The organism is Enterococcus pernyi (genome assembly GCF_045371165.1).
Taxonomy (GTDB): Bacteria; Bacillota; Bacilli; order Lactobacillales; family Enterococcaceae; genus Enterococcus_B; species Enterococcus_B pernyi.
In genome coordinates this window covers 70,717-92,996 of the sequence record NZ_JBIQDM010000006.1, presented here as the reverse complement: position 1 = coordinate 92,996, position 22,280 = coordinate 70,717, and the positions used below count along the sequence as shown (strand labels likewise).

Here is a 22,280-nt window from a genome sequence, read left to right as displayed (position 1 = left end):
TTTACGGACTACAGTCCAAAAAAGATTACCATGCTTTTTCTAAAATGTAAATGTTTTTCTAAAAATAAATAAAGTTACAGCCAGCGCTCAATTTTAATTATTTACGTATTTTTGTACTAATTCCATATGCTCTTCATATGTTTTTGCAAAATAAACCTCACCTGTAGAGATATCTGCGACAAAATAATAATAATCATTCTCTGCTGGTTCAACAACAGCTTGGATAGCTGCTTCACTCGGGCTATTGAACGGTCCTGGACCATATCCCTTATTTGTATAAAGATTATATGGTGAATCGACTGCCGTATCTTCATAAGAGACAAATTCTTTGTGTTCATCTAACGCATATAAAATAGAAATATCTGATTGTAATGGCATCCCTATGTCAATCCGATTATAGAAAACTCTGGCAATATTTTTACGATCTGATTCAGATACCCCTTCTTTTTCGATCAATGAAGCAAGTGTCATGATTTCTTGAACCGTATGATTTTGCTGCTTGATCGTTGAGAAGTATGGTTGTAACACGGTATTCGTTTTATCGACCATCTGAATGATCAGATCTTTGAGTGACATATCTTTATAGTAATCATAAGTCGCTGGGAATAAGTAACCTTCTAAGCGATACTTGGTGTTTTCTGCCTTAGCTGCACTTTCTAATAAATCAGGATATTTTTGGGTCAATTCCGTGAAAAAGGCTTCGTTTTTTAGTAGATCTAAAAATTCCTGTTTATCTTTCCCAGTGATTTTTGCTACTCGTTCTGCAATCTGCTCTGCATCAAATCCCTCTGGTATCGTGATCTTCCCATCTGCCACTTCTGTAGGTTCTGAGGTTCCACCTTCTTGGAGCTCTTTACCGATTTCATCTAACGTCATGTTAGGGGCTAATTGGTAGAAGCCAGCCTGAAAGCCAGTCATATTTTTAAATTTTGTATAATAATTAAATACGATACCGCTCTTGATGATATGGTCTTGTTCTAAAATCTCTCCGATTTGCTTATTTGAAGAACCACTAGGGATTTCGATTGAAACCAATTGTTCATTCTCTGGGTCTAAAGGTTTTAAGCCACTATCAATATAGCGATAGACCGTAAAACCAAATACACATCCAATAATTAGCAACGTAAGCGCAATCACTAAAATAATTTTTCCTACGATTTTATCTTCTTTTTTACGTAGGTCTTTTCGCTTACTGACTACATCTGTCGAATCAGTTGCATTCTTTTGTCGTCGTCTCTTCTCATCTGGATGTTGTTTGTTTTCTGACAAAACAACTCCTCCTTACTATCAACTTCATAACTTTATTCATTATACATGAAATTCAGGCGGAGGTGAATTATTTTTAACAATTCTTATGTCAAAATTGTAAGTAGTAAATCGATTATCTTCGGCTTAAAATAGAAAATAAAATAATTCTTATTTACTAAATAACAATAATCTGCTTATTTAAATCACTAAGCTCTTTGACAGGAAGGATTGATGTACATGAACACAAGGAAACATTTAAGAAGAAAACAAGCTTCCCATTTTTCTTTTTCTCAAAAAATCTGCTTATTCATTTTAGTCGTCACTATTGGGATTATCACTTGGGCTACCTATGAAATGGCCCAGTCAAGAGTATCCGCCTCGATTCAAGTGGCAAACGATTCCCTAGATTTGACCAAAGATGAACAGGTCCTTGCCGATCAAATCGACCAATTATTACAAAAAAATGATTATGTCGGATCTGTCTATATTCGTAAAAACAATCGAGTGATCCTTGAAAAGGGCTACGGATACGCTAACGAAGAAGCACAGCAACCAAATACTCCATCTTTGTATTATCAAATTGGCTCGATCCAAAAAGCAATGACTGCACTACTGATTCTAAAACAAGTTGATATAGGGAAACTTTCTCTAGATACAAAACTGGATAAATTTTATCCCCAAATCAACGGTAGCAATAAAATCACGATCAAAGACTTATTATATATGCGATCAGGATTGAAAAAAACAGCTTCTCCGACCGTACCGATGAATGACCAAGAGGTGATCCAGTTTGCCCTAGACCATCTCGAATATACCAATGATCAAAGTTACAAATATGAACCATTGAATTTCACGTTACTAACAGGTATTTTAATGAAATTAACTCATCAGCCATACGAAAAGTTGGTGTATGACCAAATCATCACTCCTTTACAATTAAAACAGACGACCTTCTATGACCAAGTCAAAAACACTTCAGAACACGCAGTCTCTTATCAAATGAGTCCAGACGATGATTATCATCAAGCTTTGACTGAATCTGAAACAGATATACGTAATGAATTAGGAACTGGAAATATCAGTATGTCCGTCTATGACTTGAATGAATTTTTTACAAAAGTATTAAAAGGAAAATTGATTCCACAAGATTTACTTTTTTCTCTTTGGGGAAAGAATTTGAATGGACGTCCATATAACGGCGGGGTCTACAGTGGGAGAGATACCATATTTGCTCAAGGAAACATCAATCGTTTCCATGCGGTATTAGCAATGAAAAAAGATACCTCTGATGCAGTTGTATTAGAAAGTAATATCCAAGCCGATAAAAAATATAAAACAACAGCCACCGATCTTAGAGATCAGATTTATAAATTGATGGGAAATGATGAATAAGCAATTTGCTTACCTGTCATCTGTGATAATTGAATAAGAATGAAGAAAACCTTGTATAAGTAATTTGGCTTGATACAAGGTTTTCTCAGTTGTTCCCTAGATATAGAAATTTTATGATTTTGTCATATTTATTTCTGTTGCTAAATATTTTCTCATGCCATCTAGTATGCTATGTTTAGGTTGGTAACCAAGGGTTGAAAGCTTAGTGATATCAGCTAAAGAGTCATGGATATCTCCTGCTCTCTCCTCTTGATAATCTAACAGTAATTCAACTTCAAGAATCTGATTGATTGTCTGGATCAACTCAAGTAAAGTTGTACTGTTTCCCGTTCCAACATTGAATTGTTGCCCTAATGCTTTTTCTTCTTTTGAAACAAGTAATAAAGCTTGCACAACATCTTCGACATAGACAAAATCTCTTGATTGACTCCCATCGCCGAATAAAGTAAATGACGCTTTTTCACCTGCAAGTTGCTTTTTATAGCGATCCACTAAAATCGAGATCACCCCACTATATGGCGAATTTGGATTTTGATTTGGACCGTATACGTTGAAGAAACGTACCGCAGTTCCTGGCACATCATACAAATGGCAATAATCAAGTACATATTGTTCAGCGGCAAATTTATCAATAGCATAAGGCGTCAACGGTCGAATAACTGACTCTTCTTTTTTAGGTAGTGTTGGTTCATCTCCATAAACAGCTGCAGAAGAGCTAAATACAATACGCTTTAAATTTGGCTGATACTTACGAATCAACTCAAGTAACATCAAGACACTATCAAAATTCACTCGATGAGTTTCCAACGGCCGTTCAACGGAATCAGCAACACTAGCTATAGCAGCTAAATGAAAGATATAGTCAAACTGGTGAGATTGCAAAATCTTTTCCATTTTTTGCTTATCACTGACATCACCTTCAATAAAAGTGATTTTTTTTGTTTGATCTAAATTCTCTCTATTCCCCATTGATAAATCATCAATAACTACAATATCGTTATGATCTCCTAGATGATTTGCCATTGTTGAACCGATAAACCCGGCTCCACCGGTAATTAATATTTTATCCACTTTATTCACTCCAATTATTTATTAAAAAATATAAACCTATTTTACCATGATAAGATATTGAACACTATGCAGTGTAATCGAAAACGTCTCGTAGAAAATAAAATATTTTTTACGAGACGTTTTTATGAATGATTTTATACAGAAATTTAGATTAACGTTCTTTTAGTAAAATACGAAAATCTTTATAGCTAGCAATAATTGATCGATGTATAAAAGCAAGATATACAATATAAATAACGACGTATACAACCATGCTTGCGAAGGATGCATTGAATAGTACGTTACTTAAAATAAATAGCACAGTTAATAATGTTTCAATAACATGCTTCCAACCTATTGTTAATCGCAAATCTTTGTATAAGAAAAATTCAGCCAGATTACAACGTAGGGCCAAACTAATTAAAATGAGTAAAACAGTCAAATCTAAATTTCCAACAATGAAAATCACAAATAAAGACGCAAGTAATGTTACTCCTAACGTAATGATATTTACAAATAAAATCGTTTTTTCTTTTCTCAAAGTTTTTAGATACGTATTGATCAGTAATGACATTCTTCCTTCATAAATGACAATTGGGAATAAAATCCCCATAAACCTAAGACTTTCTGCATATTCCGGTAACCATAAACTTAAAATGATTTTTGCAGGAATATAAAATATTAGTAATCCGTACGTTAATGGGACAAATAATCCTCTAAGAATTCGAAACAATTCAGGCAATCTCTCTTTATTCGTCCTTCTTAATAAAGGAAACATAACAATGCCAATGGCATTGATGAACGTCAAAAACATATTTGAAAGGCTTAGTGTGAATGACAACTTACCAAATGTTTCGATTGTCCATTTTTGTTGCACAAAAAAACGGATTGTTCCAATAATCAGCATACTCGCAATATTACTAATCATTAATTTACTACCAATATTGATATTATCTAATATTTCTGGGAATAAAACTCGTAAATTGATTAATTTGACATTTAACATATCTTTAATCAAAGACATTCCCCATAATGTTACCAACAATTTAGAAAGGATATCTAATAAAATCAACCAGAAAAAATTTCTACCACCTAAAGAAAAGTAAATAGCAATAAATAAAACATATAGATATCGATCATTTCTTGATAGTTGTGCATACTCTTTGATTCGATTCGTCGATTGTAAAATATATAAAACAAATGTTTTTATAATCGTCACGACTGACACTATTGCTGTTAAGATAAGTATGACTGATTGCTCAGAATGAGGAAGAAACAACCAGGCCCATATAGCTACAAAGAAAGATAAGAATAGTTCAAAGATCATTAGATACCAAAACTGTGTACCCAAATCTCGTTTATTCAACTGATCATATTCTTCTCCGCCAATTTTTAAGTAGATGCCATCAATCCAACCAAAATGTAGAAAACCTACATAAGACGAATAAAAAACATAAAGTTGCCAATAGCTATATTCAGTAACACCTAAAAGTTTTGGCACAAATAGATTTAATAGCACTGATATTCCTAAAGTAGCAAAATTTGCAGCTACAGTATAGTATAAGTTTTTCATTACGTTTCTTGCTTTATCATTCATTATTAATACCTACTTTGTCATACTATTTAATAAAACCATCTTATATATAGTGCTTGTGCCTCTATATTTCTTACAAATTAACCTTAGTAGTATTTAAGCTAATCTATTGAATACTATTAATTATTTAAAGAATATCGTATTGTATGGGACATATGAATTATATGCTCCAGAAACAATAAAAATCAAAATAAATATACAGAAGCTGAACAAAATAAAAGTTATTAAAAATAGAAATTTATTTTTAAAAAGTTTCTCCAATACAATGGGTACGATAAAAATTTCTACTGTTGAAAATATTGTACTGATTCTTCCACCAATTGTTGCTAAAGGTCCGAAACACACTAACAGAATCGTCGATAAGCAATATAAAGACAATATTATATTAAAGTTTTCTGTAAAAACTGTATTGTTGTTTTTTACGAAAATAGTTGCGCCAATCAGTATGACTAATTGCATTATGAATACCGGATTAAAAATCCAACTACCTTGTGCATAGTACCCAGATAAGTAACCATAGTAACGATCTGGAATCATAAACCTAAATAAATTTGGGAAAAAGAAAATGATTCCTACAAATGCGCTAGATGAAATCAGAAATATTTCTTTAGGGACGTTGATCTCTTTAACAATCTGTACGAAAAGATACGCAGGAATAATAAAAATAGAAACAATATGAAATAATGAACCTACTAACGAAAGTAGAATAATATTTCTTAAATTTCTTTTTTTGAACGCTGGTAAAGCCAATAAGAATATGATAGCCACAATAGAAGATCTTATTTGCCCCATATCACGTACTAGAAAAAATCTAGAGTAGTAATAGAGTAGTGCAATTGATGGAACCGGAAAATAATTATTAAGTGCATAAGCGAGCAATAACATGCTTATTATAGAAAATAATAAGATAAAAGTTGAAAAATTCATTCCTAGCTCACGTACGATATAATTTAATAAAAGATACCCAGGTTCTGCATCAATACTACCATCGAATATTTTATCCCAATTAATTAACCTATCAAAAAAATTGTTATAGGAAGAAAAATCATATCCCGTAGAAAATCTAAAACCTGCTAAACACGTTAAAAATACGATACCAGCATAAAAAAATATTTTTTTTCTAGTAAAATATTCCAAAACTGACAATACCGCTAGCAGTGCGAATGTTCCTACATAAATGTACAATGCTGTTCTCCTTATATATAGATTATTTTAATGATATTAGTTAAAGCTTTTGCAATCTCTAATTGTTCTCTATACCATTTTTTTGTCGTATTTTTCTTAAAACAAACAATTAAAATTTCATCTGGTTTAAACGACACAGGCTCAATAATATGATTCAAATTTGAATAAATATTTGTATCATCATGCTTGAAAATTTTATTTTTATCAATGGTATTATTTTCTTCTAAAACCAAAAATTTATTTTCAGATGTGCCATTCAATAGTGAATTGATAATATTTAGTTTTTCTTCTACTGTTGATAAGTCTAAGGAATTGATATCAATCGCTTGAACATCATTTCCCAGTGTGAATTTTTGCGTGATAACTTTGGTTCTGTACTCTTTCCAACTTACTAAAAGAGTTCCTAGACCCAATGTAATAACTATCATTACTAATACTAATAAAATGATTTTTTTTGTACTAATTCCTTCACTCACTTGTGCTGGCAATGTTTTATTATATTGGATATCTTTGTTGATATAATAGAACGTTTTATTATCAAAAAATGGTAACTCGTTATTAGTCATTTCCTTTTGCAATAATTCAGATATTTGTTTTTGTTCTTGCTCTGGGACATCATCTGTAAACTGAACATCAATCGTGTTTTGGATATCATTGTATCCTACACTTAATTTTTCAAGTGTCTCATCTGAAAATTGATTTTTTTCCTGTAAACTAGTTAAAAATACTTGTTTTACAGCCCCTGAAGCAGTCATGATGTTACCTTGACTATTTTCTAAAATAAATGAGAATAATGGACGATTTATTTGATTATTATTTTCAATCTTACTTTGAGAATAATTTGAATAGAAGAATAACCCACCTACAAGAAGTAAACTTACTATAAATGAAACAACATATACTTTTAAATGATCTCTAAAAAAAGAATATATATCTTTAGGCGACAGACTATTATTGGACATGTATTTTCCTCCATTTATTACCGGTATTTTTTATTCACTCTGCTTTTTGTAAAGTATAAGATATCAGCTAGAAAAGAATGCAAAACTGTATAAGAGTTCCAAGATGTCAACACAGCCATTGGTTTATCTTCTTCGATAATCTTTAATCTTGTTTCTAATTCCTTTAATAAAGCTTTCAATGTTTTTATTTTATACTCTTTATTTGGCACATCAACTCGTTGAACAAAATTCAAATTTGATTCTGTTAGAATTTTTAATAACTCCAGTTTTCCTAAACGTATATTTTTCTTAGTTTCTGCAGTTTTTTCTGTTTCTTCATTTTCAATTTGCATGGCACTACTTCCATGTTTTCGCCATAATCCTGTTTTTTCATCTAGTAGATATAACTTGTCTGTTAAAACACCTGTAGACCACATCGCCATATCATGAACTGGATAAAGTGATGTTTCGAGAAACTCATCGAAAGTCGGAATAAAGTCTTTTTGAAAAGCATAAACCCATCCTGGTCGATTTAAAAATACATTTTTTTTAGAAAAATAAATATAATCATTTGGTTGTTTTGTCGGTATCTTTCTCTTTTCACATGGATAAGAGACACCATTTTCTTCAAGTAGCTCATCATAATTAGAAACTAGTACTTTTATATTTTCCGGGTCCGACATAATCTTTTCAGACATATGTTTAATTTTGTGCGGGTACCAAATATCATCTTGGTCACTAAAAAAAATCACATCCCCCTTTGCTTGGTGAATCAAGCGGATGAAATTTTCTCTCCAACCGATGTTTACCTCATTGATCAACAACTGCCATCCAGATAATTGGTTTTCTTCTATAAAATTAGTTACGATCTCAACCGTGCGATCGGTTGAACCATCATCACATAATAATACTTCATCAGGCATACGTTCTTGATTTTTGATTGATTCTAATTGTTCAATGATATTTTTTTCACCATTATAAGTCGGCATAATCACTGAAACTGTAAAAGATTTATCTCTCATATTTATATTACCTACTTTTCTTTCTTATGTCTTTTTATTTTATAGTGATCTCCTTTTTGCTTTTCTAAAGGTGGCAATTGCATGTAATCTCCATATAGACTCTCTAAATAAACTTTGTAATTTTTTGGGATCGATAACTTCGCGTCTTCAAACTCTACATAGATAGCTTCAGAAAAAGTACTAGATGGCAAAAATTCTCTCACTCCATAAATTGTTGATACACTTACTCCTTTTAAACTAGAATCAATCTGTCGCTCATTCGTAATTTTAGCGAGTTGATCCATCTTCCTAGCAAAGTGATTCGCACCCTTACGTCTAGCATACTTAGCAATCATTTTTTTGATAAAAATAAATTTTTCTTCTGGTTTAAACTTTTTCTTACTCTCTGCACCTCTAAAAACATCTAATAACTTCATTCTTTTTACTAAAAATTTTTGGCTAAAAGTTTTTTCTGGTACAGAATCAATCGGAAAAATATCTAAAAATAATCCATGCTGGGCAACTCGATAATCATCATCGATATACGTTCGTGTATCGTTTATTTTTGTAAAAGCATATTCCCATTTATTATCGATTTCTAAAGCTTTTAATTCTAGAAAATCTGGCAATTTATGTGCTAAGCTGATAAGTTTATTGTAATCTTTTCTTGGCATAATGATGTCTGCATCATCATCCCATGGAATAAAACCTTTATGTCTAATGGCCCCTAGTAAGGTTCCTCCAGCTAAAAAATATGTCATATCGTGTTCTTGACAAAACTGATCAAAAAATTTTAATAAATCTAGCAAACCTTCATGGATTTCTTTTGTACTTAAATAATCAGACATTGTTTACTCCCTCTAATAAACCTTATATACCTTTAACATTTGTTGTAATGTATGGCTAACATCATATTCCATTAATTCTTGTGTTATTTCATTATTCAAAGGCTGACTTAAAATTGCTTCACACCAAGTTGCCTTAGCTTCATCAAGACCAATAAAAGTAACGTTTGGAGTCAATTTCGTGTCTGGAGAAATCGTACTCGATAATACGAGTTTTTTTCTACTTGCCTGAGCCTCTAAGCCGACCATTGGAAGACCTTCGTACAAAGATGTCATACAAAATACATCCATAGCTTGAAACAACTCTGGAATGTCGTTTCTTTCACCTAGCAAGTACACATTTTTTGATAGGCTCAATTCAGTTATTTGTTTCTCTAAACTTTTTTGCAACGAACCCGCTCCAACAATCAACAATTTTGCATCTGGTTTCTTTTGTAATAGTTCGCTAACGATATCAATGAGATAGGTTTGATTTTTTTGCTTTTCGAGACGTCCAATATTCCCGATAACAAAATCATTTGGGGAAAGTCCCAGCTCCGCTCTTTTCTCCGCACGTACATCTTCATCCGTCTTATACAATGATAAATCAATACCATTATGAATAATCTCATAAGGATGACCTTGAAATAAGCTATCTCCAGCTTCTTTACTAACAGCTAAAAAATCAGTTGCTTCTTTAATAAGTAAATGATGTAAATATTTCCTTAGTAAATTCATTAAAAAATTAGACGATTTTCCGTCACTAGTGGCATGACTATGTGCTATTCGTTGTGTTATTCCTCGTTTTCTAGCTAATACCAGGTTGATACCTCCGCCAAAATACACTTCATTATGAACGATATCGAAATGCTGTTCTGCTAAAAGTTTTCTAACCTCAAACCAATACTTTATGATGTTTTTTTTAGGATTAGTCACTACAAATATTCTTCCACCCAGTTTTTTTATCTCTTCATGATAATCTGTCACATGTGCAAAATCATCATAAATCAAAAAATCGAACTGTACTTTACGACGGTCGATTCTTCTATATAGATTCATCATGAAGGATTCGGCTCCACCTTTGCCCATTCTCCCCTGAAAATGTAACACTCTTTTCACTTTGTTCACTTGATCACCTATTTTTCTATATTTAATACTCTATAACGGTTAAAAGTATAGAATTATTTTGAGATACTTTCTGATAAGATATCCAAAGTATTCTTAAATCCATCTTTTGCATCAAAAAATGCTTTCCATCCTAAAGCACTCAGCTTTTCGCTATTCAAACTGGAGTTATTCATAGGATTGAATTGTTTTGCTTCACCTGCAGTAGGCAAATCAAACTCCAAATCAACATTCCCAATTTCCGCAATCTTTTTAGCCATCTCTGCAATACTGATAATTGAACATGGATTGGATATATTGTAGGCTTCTCCAGGATTTCCTTTAACAAGTGCATATAGCATGGCAGTAGCACAATCCAGACTATAAGTATAGGATCTTATTTGGCTACCTGTGCTTTTCATAATAATTTTTTTACCTTTCAAAGCATCTAAAACAAATGCTGAGGAAACACGTTTATCTTCTTGTTTTGCTGAAGGACCATAAATATGTCCTGGACGAACAATTACACTCTTGACTGAGTATTCTTTTAAATAACTAACACATAATGTTTCAGCTGCACGTTTCCCCATAGAATAAGAAGATCGTGGATTCAATAGGTCAATATAACCATAATCAGATTCAAGTAAAGGTCTATCTGTACTAAATTCTCCGTAGACTTCACTTGATGATACATATAACAGTCTATCAACTTGTTCTTTCTTTGAAAATTCCAATAATGAATTCAGCCCAAAAATATTGCCTTGCATTGTCTCTACAGGTTTTTCTGAATAAAGTTCAGGACTCGCATGACTCGCGCCATGAATAATATAATCTACTTTATTAGTAAAAGTGAACTCTTTCGTCGCATCATACAATACTGGTACAATGCATTTACTTGCCGAATAAGTAGAAAAACGTGTTTTTAATCTTTCGATATTTCTTCCAAGAGTATATACTGTCATCTGCAAATCAAGTTCTTGATTAGCGATAATCAATAAATCGACCACCGCAGAACAAATCAATCCGCTTGCTCCTGTGATCATGACAGATTTATCTTTGAATTTTTGAAATATATCAGTAGTTTTTTGAACACACATTTTTAGATTTGAAAGATAAGTTTCGTTTTCTAATAGATTCATTTTCTTACCTTCCTTACTTGATCCAGTCATCATTTGTTGAATTCAATAATGCTTTAAAAATTTCTAAATCTTCTAAAGTAGTGATTTTTAAATTTTTCTCTGATCCAGGTGAAAAGTAAGATTTTTTTCCTAAAACTTGCATCAACTGACATGAAGCTGCCATATCATTAATTCCCTTTTCTTCTGCTAATTGGTAGGTTTCGATAATTTCACCTAATTGATACGTGTGCGGTGTTTGTGTACGAACTAAAAGATCTCGATTCAATGAATTTACTGAACTTGTCTCTCCTTTTTCTTCTAATGTGAAAACAACTTCTGTACAAGGAATAACAGCTACAGCATTTCCATTTTCTTTATAAACTGCAATACTCTCACTGATGATTTTTTCACTGACCATAGGTCGATTACCATCATGGATCAATACAACATCATCTTTTGCTCTTTTTTTGTAGATTTCTTTCAATCCATTATAAATTGATTCTTGTCCAGAATTACCACCTTCAACAATATACTTTAGTTTTGTGATATTGAATTGCTTAGCATAAGCAGTCAGCATTTCTTCCCAACCTTTTAAAATAACCACACAAATTTCATCAATCTCTGGATGTTCTTCAAAAGCTTTCAGTGTATAAACTAGGATTGGAATATTATTCACATGGATGAATTGCTTTGGAATATCTTGTCCTGTTCTAGTTCCAGTACCTGAAGCAGTTAATAAAGCAATATTCATAAAATGTTTTTCTCCTTTTTGTGATCTTAACTAACTGTAAGAACTTAATATTTTCTTTTTAATAAAGCGATTAATCGCGGGCTAATTCGCTGGATCTTATTTGCAAAAATAATAGTATGATAAGCGATTGTACTTGGTAGGTTGAAATAAAACTTTGTCAATTTTTTAATGATCGAATCAGTACACGCAATCGAGCGCGCTTCTCTTATTACATCACTATTTAAAATTTCTTTTATTGCATGTCTCTTTTCAATATTAGTTAACTGATACGTTTCAGCAATCGATAAAAGAACTGACGTTGTTCCTTTTAATAAAAGGGAAGCCATTCCTGCTTTATTATTATTATTTGTCACTTCATTTGCTCGTAAATAAAAGTCTTCAAATGTTTGAAACTTATTTTTATTATATTTATTTGTTATTCCTTTGCCACCTTGGAATTCATAGGTATAAACAATACTAGGATTCATTAGGACCTCATCACAGTATTCAAAATAATCTAAATTAAAAATTCGATCTTCACAACTACTATAATTTTTGAATCGAACACTATATTTTTCTAACAAATCTTTACGGTAGCATTTATTCCAAACAACATACATCAGTTGCTGATTCATCAATGTGTACATGTCTTGCAAAAATTCTTCTCGTTTCGTATATCGATGTTCGGTGACCTGATTTATCTTTTCAGAGATTACTTTTTCATCATCAATAGTTCGAAATATGAAGGAACTCACAATCAAATCAGCATTCGGTTGTTTTTTCAAAAGTTGTTCATATTCTTTTAATACTGCTCGATTCGGAGTGTCATCTGCATCAAAAAAGAGGATGTATTCCCCCCTCGCACGATTGAGCCCCTCATTACGTGCAAATCCTGGTCCTTGGTTTTTAGTTGTCACCCATTGAAACTTAGGATTTTTGTCGACTAATTGATGGATCAACTGTTCTGTTTTATCCGTAGAGCCATCATTCACTATTATCACTTCATAATCATTAAATTCTAACGATTGCAATCTATTAATCGAACGCTCGATCGTATCTTCGGCATTATAGACAGGAACGATAATACTGAAAATCGGTTTTTTCATTTTTCAGCTCCTCCAACTCAACTATAAATTTTTTCTTGGGGAAAATCTATTTCTTTTAATGAGCTGGCATTTTCATCCTCTTCTAACCCTTGGGAAGACATTTTATCAAAAAGGATCTTGATCGTTTGCAATAAGATCTTTAGATCCATCATTAACGAATATTTTTTGATATACAACAAATCAAAGCGTAACTTGCTGTTATAGTCAGAAACATATTTCCCATATACTTGAGCATAGCCGGTGATGCCTGCACGGACATTATGTCTCAAATAATAATAAGGATTTTCTGCATTGAATTGATCCACAAAGAAAGGTCTTTCTGGGCGTGGACCGACGATCGACATATCGCCTTTTAACACATTAAAAATCTGTGGCAATTCATCAAAACGTACAGCACGGATAAATTTACCGACTGGTGTTACTCGAGCATCATTACTTTTCGCTAAGACAGGTCCTGATTTTGCTTCCGCTGTCGCTGTCATTGACCGGAATTTATAGATTGAAAATTCTTTTTGATTTTTAGTGATACGGACTTGTTTATAGATCACTGGTCCTGGTGAAGTCACTTTGACTAGTATTGCTGTAAGCAACATGAAAGGTGATGCAAGGATCAGTAAGATAAAAGAAATGATAATGTCGAATAAGCGTTTGAACAATTCATCTTCTGGTTGTATCTTGAAACCAGAAGCTTCAATGATACTTTCATCTTCAAAGTTCATAATGTTTGGATTGATCATTGTTAAATTCTCAAAAGTCGTATTCAAAAATAATTTTTTTTCCTTCTTAGTAACTAATTGATAAATCTTGATTTTTTCATTTTCTTCAATATGTGATGACAAGTAGACGATATCGATTGTATCGATCATCTTCTTGATGTTTTCATAATAGTTATCGATAACGACCGCTTCAACTTTATGTTTATTATTTTTTTTAGATTGGAAATTTTGGATTGCTGGAGCAACATCTTTTTCAAGTCCAACGATCACTACTTTCTTGTCTCTACTGACTTTCAAATATAATTTGTAGACCAAGATGCGGTATAAGCTCAGTAAAACTGTTCCTACTACCAAAGATAAAAGAATAACTGCCCGTGGAAAGGCAAACCATCTACCAGCGAAAGTCACCACCATTACACCTAAAGACATCAATACTTGCCCTATTACAGTCACAAATATAATGTCACTGATCATCCGATTATAGAAGACGTATGCCCCTAATAAAATATTCAAGACGATAAAGATGATAGATATAAACACTGCAGAATGTTGAAAGGTCTCAAAATTCCGTGTGGGAATTTCTCCTTGAAATTTCAATAAAAAACTTATATATATCGCTGCATTGTAAACTAAGACATCCAGCATGATAATGAATATCCGACGAGCAACATTCCATTCTCCATTTTTATTCATGTATACACTCCTAACCACAAAATAATACCTCTATCATCTTACCATAGCACACTTTAAAAACATAGTGAATAACCAAATTGTAACCTAAATTCAAAGTTTTTCACGACAGATTTATGTGCTTGATTCTGCTATAAAAATGGGGCATACAAAAATATACCTTAAGTAAAACTTGAATATTCTCCAAGTCTTTCCTAAGGTATATCAACTACTCTTTAATCTGGCCGTAATGAAAAATCGCCAATTCCTTGTTTGGTCAAATTGTCATTATAGAAAGGATCATGTGCGATATATTTGGGCCATTTATCTTGCATTTTTTTGATTTCACCCGCAAAGCGTTTCTGCTTTTCTGGCGTATCTTCGTACCCGCGAGATTTTGACTCAAAGTGATATAGTTCAACCTGATGAGCATACACATTGTTTCTGCCCAGTTCATAGACTTTAAGACATAAGTCTACATCATTGAAGGCAACTTGTAATGTCTCATCGAAGCCATCCACCGCTTTGAAATCATCCGCTTTGACCATCATACAAGCGGCGGTCACTGCTAAATAATCGACGTCGATCACTAATCGTCCGAAATAGCCACAATGTGTGCGGTCATAATTATTCAACGCGTGACCAGCGACGCCACCGATGCCAACGAGTACACCCGCATGTTGCGTCGTATCATCTGGATAGTAAAGTTTTGCACCCACACAGCCAATTGAATCAAACTGAGCATATGAGACCATCGTTGTCATCCAATTAGGAGCGATCACTTCCGTATCATTGTTCAAGAATAAATAATACTTTCCACTAGCTTTTTCAGCCGCAAGGTTATTGATACGAGAATAGTTGAATGGGATATCGATCAATTCGACAATAAAGCGTTCTTTTAGTTGTTCCTTATATGAGTCGAAAAGATTTTGCATCTTCGGATCAGTACTACCATTATCAGCTACAATGATCTCGTAGTTAGGATAAGTCGTTTTTTCGATGATCGAATCAATACACATTTTCAAATCGTCATACCCATTTTTGGTTGGGATGATGACGCTGACTAGATCCTCTTGTAAGACATCATAATTGATCTCATAAAACCCTGAGATTCTTCCTGGACGCACTTGGCCTTTGATATTCCTGCGAGCTAATGCATCCGTCAAAGCTTTCACACCAGAATCGTAAATATAACTTTTAGCTTCTCCACTACTAGCTGTTGATCCTGGAATCGTACGCCAATGGTAAAGGACACGATCGATATGATAAATATGATCTGCTGGGATCTTTTCTGTAAAACGAAGAACTAGGTCATAATCTTGTGAACCTTCATAGCCTTTTCGGAACCCACCTAGTTCTTTGACGATACTTAATCGATAGACGCCTAAATGAGAAATATAGTTATTTCCCATCAAAGTATTGGGTGACCAGTCTGCTTTAAAATGAGGATCGAAGCGATTGCCATCAGCATCGATCTTATCTTCATCACTATAAATCAAATCAAGTTCTGGCCGATCATTCAAGACATTGACTACTTCAAACAATGCATTGACAGGAAGTTCGTCGTCATTATCAAGTAATGCCATGAATTCCCCTTCAGCGATCTCAAGTGCAGAGTTCGTGGCTAAACTGATATGTCCGTTTTCCTCACGAAAGACAACTTTGATCCGTGAGTCTTTTTGCTGATAACGTTCTAAACATTTATGGATTTTAGGATCGGTAGAGGCATCATCACTGATACATAATTCCCAATGGTCATATGTTTGAGCAATCACAGAATCGATACATTTTTCTAGCCATTTGATTTCTACGTTATAAACTGGCATCACGACAGAAATCAACGGACGATAGGCAAAGGCTTGCGCTTTTGTTTTTTGTGCTGCAACGTCGATTTGTTCATGCTTAGCGATCCATTGTGCATAGTCGATCGAACCTGGTTTCAATTCCATTTTCACACGACGTACAGCCTTTTTTAGGCCATGCGTTCGAGCATAGTTCAAGCCTTTTTTTAACAATCGTTTTTTCTTTTCCAAACTCGACTCGATGCCATCATCATAAGGATAGCGTCCATTCAATTTGACGGCTATCCCATTTTGATGATCTTTCGTTTGAAAATCTAAAATTGCTTTTCCCTTCATCTTTCCAGATAATCGAAGATTAAAACCACTTTGCGTTTTTACATCCAAATCATAAAGATGATTGATATCTAAACGCACGACTGGTGTATTTTTTGCTATAATATTTTCTTTTTCAACTTGGATCGTCGGTATTTCTTTCGTTACTTCATCGATTGCCCAACCAACGATCAATAAATCGCCGGTCGCCCGCTCACGAGTGATTTTATCGATAAATACAGCAATTTCTTTTTTTTGCACTGGTTTGGTACTCCTTTACCTAATAAGTTATTTATATTTCAACTAGCCAAGACTGCCCATTTTCTGCAATCAATTCAATCAAAAATGATTTTTCTTGTTCACACGCTATCTGGATCTCAAAACCAGCTTTTGTGTGGGGAGGAAGTTTTTCGGCTTCATTCACTTCGGCTCGCTCAATCTGCTGAACCTCGAAGAATGGTGATTGATCTACAGACAACTTATAAGATAAAGGTTTACGTTCCGCATTTGAAATTCCCCATCCAATGATTTTGAGTAATTTTGTTTCTGGATCCCAATTTTTTTCGTCGATACAAAGAGAAAGATCTTTGGCTTGGATTTTTTTTGCCGTTTCTTTTGGTCTCCCTAATCGTCCTTTTGGCTTTATTGCCCAATTGTTAGGCTGCAACAAGTCAAAATATCGATCAGCCGTAGTCTTCAAGACTTTCGTCAGCTCTTTATTCTCTATTTGCAAGTGCTGGTTTTCTTTTGTTAATCTCTCGTTTTCAGCAGATAGTTCTTTTTGAACAGCAGCCATAGGTTTGATTTCTCTAAGGACTTCAGTCATCGTTGCTGGTAATTCACCAATGAATCGATAATGGCAAGAGATTTTGATCGTTTCTCCACTTATATCGGTCAATTCTAGACTTGGTGCTTCTGATCCATCAAAGATATAACAGTCTGTCGCTGTTTTGATGACCGCATTCGATGCGATAAAATCAAGCTTTACTCCGTCTACTTCAACACTGAACTCAAGATAACTTGGTTGCTTTTCAAATTGAAAAATAAAACTTACCGGTTCTTCTGTCAGTGGAAAAGTCAATACTTGGTTTTCTCCCGTATAATTATTGAACGGGATCTGTAATGTTTCTTCTTGCGTACTCTTTTTGATGATTTCCATCATTTTGACATAATTTGAATTTTGCGGTGAATTGATTTTAGCTTCCACATTTGGGTGTTTTTTCAATGAAAAGAAGTATTGATACACTTCGCCAAATGGGCGCATTTTGAAATCATAACGAACTGCTTCTGGTAAGTCAGTATATGCCGACTTCAATTCAGTATCCCCTACTGCTAGATATAAATAATCTTCAATGTTGATGTGCAGATCAGCGTTTGCAAATACTTTTTGAAAGCCTTCGTGGGTATAAAATGAATTATGTGTTTCATCTAGTAGCCCAAACGAAGCCCACGGCAATTCGTTATTAAAGAGGTGGATCAATACAGAGTTATGCACGAGATTAGGAAAAGTAATCAAAATCTCGCCTTCTTCATTTAGAAACTCTCTGACTTTTTTTAATGTCTTCAAAGGATCCACTAAATGTTCCAAGACATCTGCAAATAATATATAATCAAACGTTTGACCAGCATAATATTTTGCCCATTCAAAACTTTCAATATCGCCATAAAAACCATCTTGTGCAATTTCATTGACGTAATCAAATAGTTCTTTGTCCAGTTCAACGATGCTTACTTCACAGTTTTTTGCACCGATCAAATGTTTCGTCATGCGTCCATTGCCTGGACCAAATTCCAAGACTTTACTTCCTGGTTTAATTTGTCCGACAATCTTACCTACGCTACTTTGTTCATCTAAATCCATTTCGAAATCATACTTCATTGTTTTGATCTCCTTCTTTCCACTGGTGATCCAAGACCACGATCCCTTCACCAATATAAGAACCCGTCACAAATAAGTTCATATACTTCGTTTTATAAACTAATGGAACAGTGGCATTTTCTTCAAAAACCGCCACATCGAAATAGTATTCGCCAGCAAGTAAGCCTAACTTCTTATACTTGAGATAAAAGACGTTTTTTCCTTTTTCCCAAGGAATCGTGATATCGTCCAGTAAGGTATTCAAGCCACAGACATAGAAATTATCGACCGTTCGTAGGGCAATCCCTAATACAGGTTTTTTGATGGTATCATCTTTCACTTCATAAGTAACCTTGACATAAAGATCTTCCCCTTGTTCTAACATATCGATTGGTTGCTTGTTTTCATCTAGTAACTCAGCACTTAACACATCGACGATATCTGGGGCAGCAAAACGCTCCACTTGATTTTTGTTACGATCTACTGTTTTTACTGATTTTTTCTTTAAGAAGTTTTCGTAATTGGTTGTCACATCCATCGTATCACCAAATTCTACAACTTCACCATTTTTTAGCCAGTAAGAACGGTCGCAGAAACGACGGATCGAGCTGATATCATGGGAAACAAATAAAATCGTCTTCCCAGAATTTTTGATTTCCGTAAATTTTTCCATACATTTCAATTGGAACTCCAAGTCACCTACTGCGAGTGCCTCATCAACAATCAGAATATCTGGATTGACATTGATCGCTACCGCAAAAGCTAAGCGTACGAACATCCCACTTGAGTAAGTTTTAACTGGTTGATAAACGTGGTCTCCGATATCTGCGAAATCAATGATGTCATCCACCATCGCATCGACTTCTTCACGTGAAAAGCCAAGAACCATTCCATTTAAATAAATATTTTCATACCCAGAATATTCTGGATTAAAACCTGAACCCAATTCAAGTAAGGCAGAAATCTTTCCTTCGATCTCCATGGTTCCACTTGTTGGAGTCAAAACGCCTGTAATGATTTTGAGCATCGTTGATTTACCAGAACCATTTTCACCGACAAAACCAATCATTTCACCTTTTTTAATCTCTACATCAATATTTTTCAATGCATAGAACACATCATGGTACGATTTCTTGAAAGGATTCAAAGCTTCTCTAAAACGATCCGTCGGTTTCGCATACATATTGTATGATTTAGTGATGTTGTTTAATTTAATTGCGTATTCTGTCATAACTATACTCCTTACAGCACATCTGAAAAATGTGGTTTCAATCTACGGAACACTAAGGAACCGATTACGAACATGATTAATGTAACTACCCAAAAATAGATTGTATAAGTACCATGTTCCCAGAACCAAGCTTGACTTAAAAATGATTCACGGTAACCTTGAACAACATAATACAGTGGGTTTAATTTTAGAATCTTTATGATTGCTGGATTAAATTGACTAGGACTCCAAAGAATCGGCAATGTCCACATAATCAGCTGTAGCAAAATTGTGATAAATTGCATGATATCTGGTATAAAAGGTTGAATCGATGCGGTCAACCACGTCAATCCGGTCAAAAAAGCAACCATACAAAATAGATAATAAATCAATTGTAAAGACATGACCGTTGGAAAAATACCATGTCCCATTGTTACGACTAAACCAATCAAAATAAAGAACATATGTGAGTACAAGTTTGAAAGGATTTTAGTTGTTGGTAAGATACGGATATTGAATACCACTTTTTTCACTAAATAGGTGTATTCTCGGAAAACAAGTGTTGTAGAGGTAAACGCATCTGAGAAAAAGAACCATGGGACCATCCCTGTGATCAGATAGACGATAAACGGATACTTCCCGTCAGTCATTGCCGCTTTCAAGCCGAAGCCAAAGACTAACCAGTAAATGAGAACCGTAAACACGGGATTGATGAACGCCCATAAAATCCCTAAAAATGAACCCGCAAAACGCGATTTAAAATCGTTTAACGAGAATTGAAGTAATAGCTTTCGATTTTGATAGATATCCTTCATAAATAAAAACAAATCTTTCAACATTTGTGTTCCTCCAAGCAGTTTCAATTAATTACAGTCAACAGCCATTTTACCACATATTGAGCCAAGGACTGCGATATTCGTTGTTTCTTAATTTTCTATTAAGCAAACTTTTTGTCAACGTTACTATTTTACAAAAGATGATACTTAATTGCAATGAAGCAAAAAACGTGGGCCTGCCAAAAAAGGCTTACCCACGTTTTTATTTTTTTGATTGAGATTGGGACAGAAGTGTATAGCCTTATTTCCGAAGTGCTTGCTCCTGTTTCCACCATTTATTCGATTCTAAGGTGACAGACAAAATAATTGTTGCTGTTGTCTCACACCCCTTATTTTCAAATTCAGTGATAGCGTGCAAGTCTTGAAGTTGACAGTTGATTTTCCTCTTGTATTTTTATTTGCTTACCTGGTGGCTGATCGTAACGATGACTTGCCATCGCTAACAACAAGTAGCCGATAGGTACCCAAGGGAAAGAAGTCAATGTATCTTCCATAAACGATTGGATCATTACTGCCATGAATGCCCATAAGAACGTAAGCTGTCCATTCGAATAATCAGCTTTCAGTGTTAGTCTTCCAACAAAAACAAGTAATAAAATCCCTACAATTGCGATTCCTATCAATCCATATAAATTCAAAATAGAATTATAACTATTGTGATTACCTAAAACCTCATTCCCACGAAAATAAAGAAAAGGCTTCATTCCAACCAGTAGTTGCTCTGTACTCTCGGAAATCGTTTGATAAAATTTCAGCCATATGCCCTCTCTTCCAGTGAAGAGATTGATCTCTTCAGAAGTGGCAGCTAAATAGGATATCGGTAGCGCCAAGCTAAAAATAGCTAAATAGCCGATAAAAGGGGCACGAATAAATTTAAAGAATCTTTTAGGCCAGATATCCAATAAAGCAAAAATGATGATCGCAATCAATGCCGAGCGTGATTGACATACCCAGATTCCTAAAAATGCAGCAATGATCGCTGGTACTCCAAGGATCCGAATATACCAACGTTCAAATGAACTGGCGAAACCACTGATCAGTAGTCCAAGCATCATCAACGAGCTGCCAATCGTATTTGTATTGATCCAAATATCGGATAATTTATTATCTTGGTTCCATATACTTTGTCCTTCAGGTACTTGAATCTCTGTAAATACTCGACATACCGTCACAGCAAGGAAAAATGAGAAGACAAGCAAATAAATTCCCCGATCTACTTTGTCAAATTCGATCCACTTTACACTCAATCCAATCAGAATCAAAATCGGGATCAACAGATTACCTGCCAAAGAACCTTCTCGTATTCCACTGAAATACGTATAGAAACCGAAGATTACAACTGCTGCTCCTAGATAAAAAAAGTCAAATCCTCTTGCTTTATAGATATTCAGTCCTGTTAAGACAAATACACCAAAAGTGACGAACTGTGCGCTATGTTCATATAAAAATAAAGTAGCTGGTGTGCCTATACCGATCGTCCAGACAGAAAAAAGAGCGATTAGCATCATTAACAAGATCCCAGTACTCATTTTATTTATGAATTTTTCGACAAATGTTTGAATGGTTTCCACCTCCTCTTCCAAA

At 34.0% G+C, this 22,280-nt stretch carries 18 protein-coding genes; 1 reads left to right on the top strand and 17 read right to left on the bottom strand.

The genetic code is table 11. The features are described from left to right. Positions 1-93: 93 nt before the first annotated feature. The gene (gene mltG / locus ACH0AK_RS08915; protein ID WP_010735923.1) at positions 94-1,269 is read right to left on the bottom strand and encodes an endolytic transglycosylase MltG; all 1,176 of its coding nucleotides are present in this window, start codon (positions 1,267-1,269) and stop codon (positions 94-96) included. Positions 1,270-1,485: 216 nt separating this feature from the next. Between mltG and ACH0AK_RS08910 the strand changes: the two genes are divergently transcribed. Then, positions 1,486-2,640, top strand: a complete 1,155-nt coding sequence (locus ACH0AK_RS08910; RefSeq protein WP_023519383.1) for a serine hydrolase domain-containing protein — start codon at positions 1,486-1,488, stop codon at positions 2,638-2,640. Between the two features lie 111 nt (positions 2,641-2,751). Here ACH0AK_RS08910 and ACH0AK_RS08905 read toward each other — a convergent pair whose 3' ends face one another. From ACH0AK_RS08905 to ACH0AK_RS08830, 16 genes are all read right to left on the bottom strand, one after another. Then, positions 2,752-3,711, bottom strand: coding sequence for an NAD-dependent epimerase/dehydratase family protein (locus ACH0AK_RS08905; protein WP_010735925.1), 960 nt, complete (start codon positions 3,709-3,711; stop codon positions 2,752-2,754). 151 nt (positions 3,712-3,862) lie between these two features. Continuing rightward, positions 3,863-5,287, bottom strand: a complete 1,425-nt coding sequence (locus ACH0AK_RS08900; RefSeq protein WP_010735926.1) for a lipopolysaccharide biosynthesis protein — start codon at positions 5,285-5,287, stop codon at positions 3,863-3,865. Between the two features lie 120 nt (positions 5,288-5,407). Further along, complete coding sequence (locus ACH0AK_RS08895) at positions 5,408-6,469, bottom strand: EpsG family protein (protein ID WP_010735927.1); 1,062 nt, start codon at positions 6,467-6,469, stop codon at positions 5,408-5,410. Positions 6,470-6,480: 11 nt separating this feature from the next. Further along, positions 6,481-7,431, bottom strand: coding sequence for a hypothetical protein (locus tag ACH0AK_RS08890; RefSeq protein WP_010735928.1), 951 nt, complete (start codon positions 7,429-7,431; stop codon positions 6,481-6,483). Between the two features lie 17 nt (positions 7,432-7,448). Beyond that, positions 7,449-8,432, bottom strand: coding sequence for a glycosyltransferase (locus ACH0AK_RS08885; RefSeq protein ID WP_010735929.1), 984 nt, complete (start codon positions 8,430-8,432; stop codon positions 7,449-7,451). A gap of 11 nt (positions 8,433-8,443) precedes the next feature. After that, the gene (locus ACH0AK_RS08880) at positions 8,444-9,259 is read right to left on the bottom strand and encodes a LicD family protein (protein WP_010735930.1); all 816 of its coding nucleotides are present in this window, start codon (positions 9,257-9,259) and stop codon (positions 8,444-8,446) included. Between the two features lie 12 nt (positions 9,260-9,271). Continuing rightward, the gene (locus ACH0AK_RS08875; protein WP_034691703.1) at positions 9,272-10,354 is read right to left on the bottom strand and encodes a glycosyltransferase family 1 protein; all 1,083 of its coding nucleotides are present in this window, start codon (positions 10,352-10,354) and stop codon (positions 9,272-9,274) included. 62 nt (positions 10,355-10,416) lie between these two features. After that, a complete protein-coding gene (locus ACH0AK_RS08870) occupies positions 10,417-11,478 on the bottom strand; it encodes an NAD-dependent epimerase/dehydratase family protein (RefSeq protein ID WP_010735932.1) in 1,062 nt (353 codons plus the stop codon). Positions 11,479-11,491: 13 nt separating this feature from the next. After that, positions 11,492-12,208 carry an IspD/TarI family cytidylyltransferase gene (locus ACH0AK_RS08865; protein ID WP_010735933.1) on the bottom strand — a complete coding sequence of 239 codons (717 nt, stop codon included), beginning with the start codon at positions 12,206-12,208 and terminating at the stop codon, positions 11,492-11,494. Between the two features lie 44 nt (positions 12,209-12,252). After that, complete coding sequence (locus ACH0AK_RS08860; protein ID WP_499796854.1) at positions 12,253-13,293, bottom strand: glycosyltransferase family 2 protein; 1,041 nt, start codon at positions 13,291-13,293, stop codon at positions 12,253-12,255. 17 nt (positions 13,294-13,310) lie between these two features. Beyond that, positions 13,311-14,702 (bottom strand): sugar transferase, encoded by a 1,392-nt coding sequence (locus tag ACH0AK_RS08855; RefSeq protein ID WP_010735935.1) that lies wholly within the window; start codon positions 14,700-14,702, stop codon positions 13,311-13,313. 212 nt (positions 14,703-14,914) lie between these two features. Beyond that, positions 14,915-17,053: a glycosyltransferase family 2 protein gene (locus ACH0AK_RS08850; protein WP_023519370.1), complete on the bottom strand. Its 2,139-nt coding sequence runs from the start codon at positions 17,051-17,053 to the stop codon at positions 14,915-14,917. A gap of 31 nt (positions 17,054-17,084) precedes the next feature. Then, complete coding sequence (locus tag ACH0AK_RS08845) at positions 17,085-18,671, bottom strand: class I SAM-dependent methyltransferase (protein ID WP_226076859.1); 1,587 nt, start codon at positions 18,669-18,671, stop codon at positions 17,085-17,087. After that, entirely contained in the window at positions 18,661-19,881 is a 1,221-nt protein-coding gene (locus tag ACH0AK_RS08840) for an ABC transporter ATP-binding protein (protein WP_010735938.1), read from the bottom strand. Before ACH0AK_RS08840 ends, ACH0AK_RS08845 begins: the two co-directional genes overlap by 11 nt. Before the next feature lie 11 nt (positions 19,882-19,892). Next, a complete protein-coding gene (locus ACH0AK_RS08835; RefSeq protein WP_019722596.1) occupies positions 19,893-20,699 on the bottom strand; it encodes an ABC transporter permease in 807 nt (268 codons plus the stop codon). Positions 20,700-21,037: 338 nt separating this feature from the next. Continuing rightward, positions 21,038-22,267 carry an EpaQ family protein gene (locus ACH0AK_RS08830; protein WP_499796853.1) on the bottom strand — a complete coding sequence of 410 codons (1,230 nt, stop codon included), beginning with the start codon at positions 22,265-22,267 and terminating at the stop codon, positions 21,038-21,040. Positions 22,268-22,280 lie beyond the last annotated feature (13 nt).

Bases quoted from the DNA above. Each gene is read 5' to 3' on its own strand.
- ACH0AK_RS08890 (WP_010735928.1), bottom strand. From the start codon at position 7,431: ATGTCCAATAATAGTCTGTCGCCTAAAGATATATATTCTTTTTTTAGA.
- ACH0AK_RS08910 (WP_023519383.1), top strand. From the start codon at position 1,486: ATGAACACAAGGAAACATTTAAGAAGAAAACAAGCTTCCCATTTTTCT.
- ACH0AK_RS08860 (WP_499796854.1), bottom strand. From the start codon at position 13,293: ATGAAAAAACCGATTTTCAGTATTATCGTTCCTGTCTATAATGCCGAA.
- ACH0AK_RS08845 (WP_226076859.1), bottom strand. From the start codon at position 18,671: ATGAAGTATGATTTCGAAATGGATTTAGATGAACAAAGTAGCGTAGGT.
- ACH0AK_RS08835 (WP_019722596.1), bottom strand. From the start codon at position 20,699: ATGTTGAAAGATTTGTTTTTATTTATGAAGGATATCTATCAAAATCGA.
- ACH0AK_RS08870 (WP_010735932.1), bottom strand. From the start codon at position 11,478: ATGAATCTATTAGAAAACGAAACTTATCTTTCAAATCTAAAAATGTGT.
- ACH0AK_RS08865 (WP_010735933.1), bottom strand. From the start codon at position 12,208: ATGAATATTGCTTTATTAACTGCTTCAGGTACTGGAACTAGAACAGGA.
- ACH0AK_RS08900 (WP_010735926.1), bottom strand. From the start codon at position 5,287: ATGAATGATAAAGCAAGAAACGTAATGAAAAACTTATACTATACTGTA.
- ACH0AK_RS08840 (WP_010735938.1), bottom strand. From the start codon at position 19,881: ATGACAGAATACGCAATTAAATTAAACAACATCACTAAATCATACAAT.
- ACH0AK_RS08880 (WP_010735930.1), bottom strand. From the start codon at position 9,259: ATGTCTGATTATTTAAGTACAAAAGAAATCCATGAAGGTTTGCTAGAT.
- ACH0AK_RS08855 (WP_010735935.1), bottom strand. From the start codon at position 14,702: ATGAATAAAAATGGAGAATGGAATGTTGCTCGTCGGATATTCATTATC.
- ACH0AK_RS08885 (WP_010735929.1), bottom strand. From the start codon at position 8,432: ATGAGAGATAAATCTTTTACAGTTTCAGTGATTATGCCGACTTATAAT.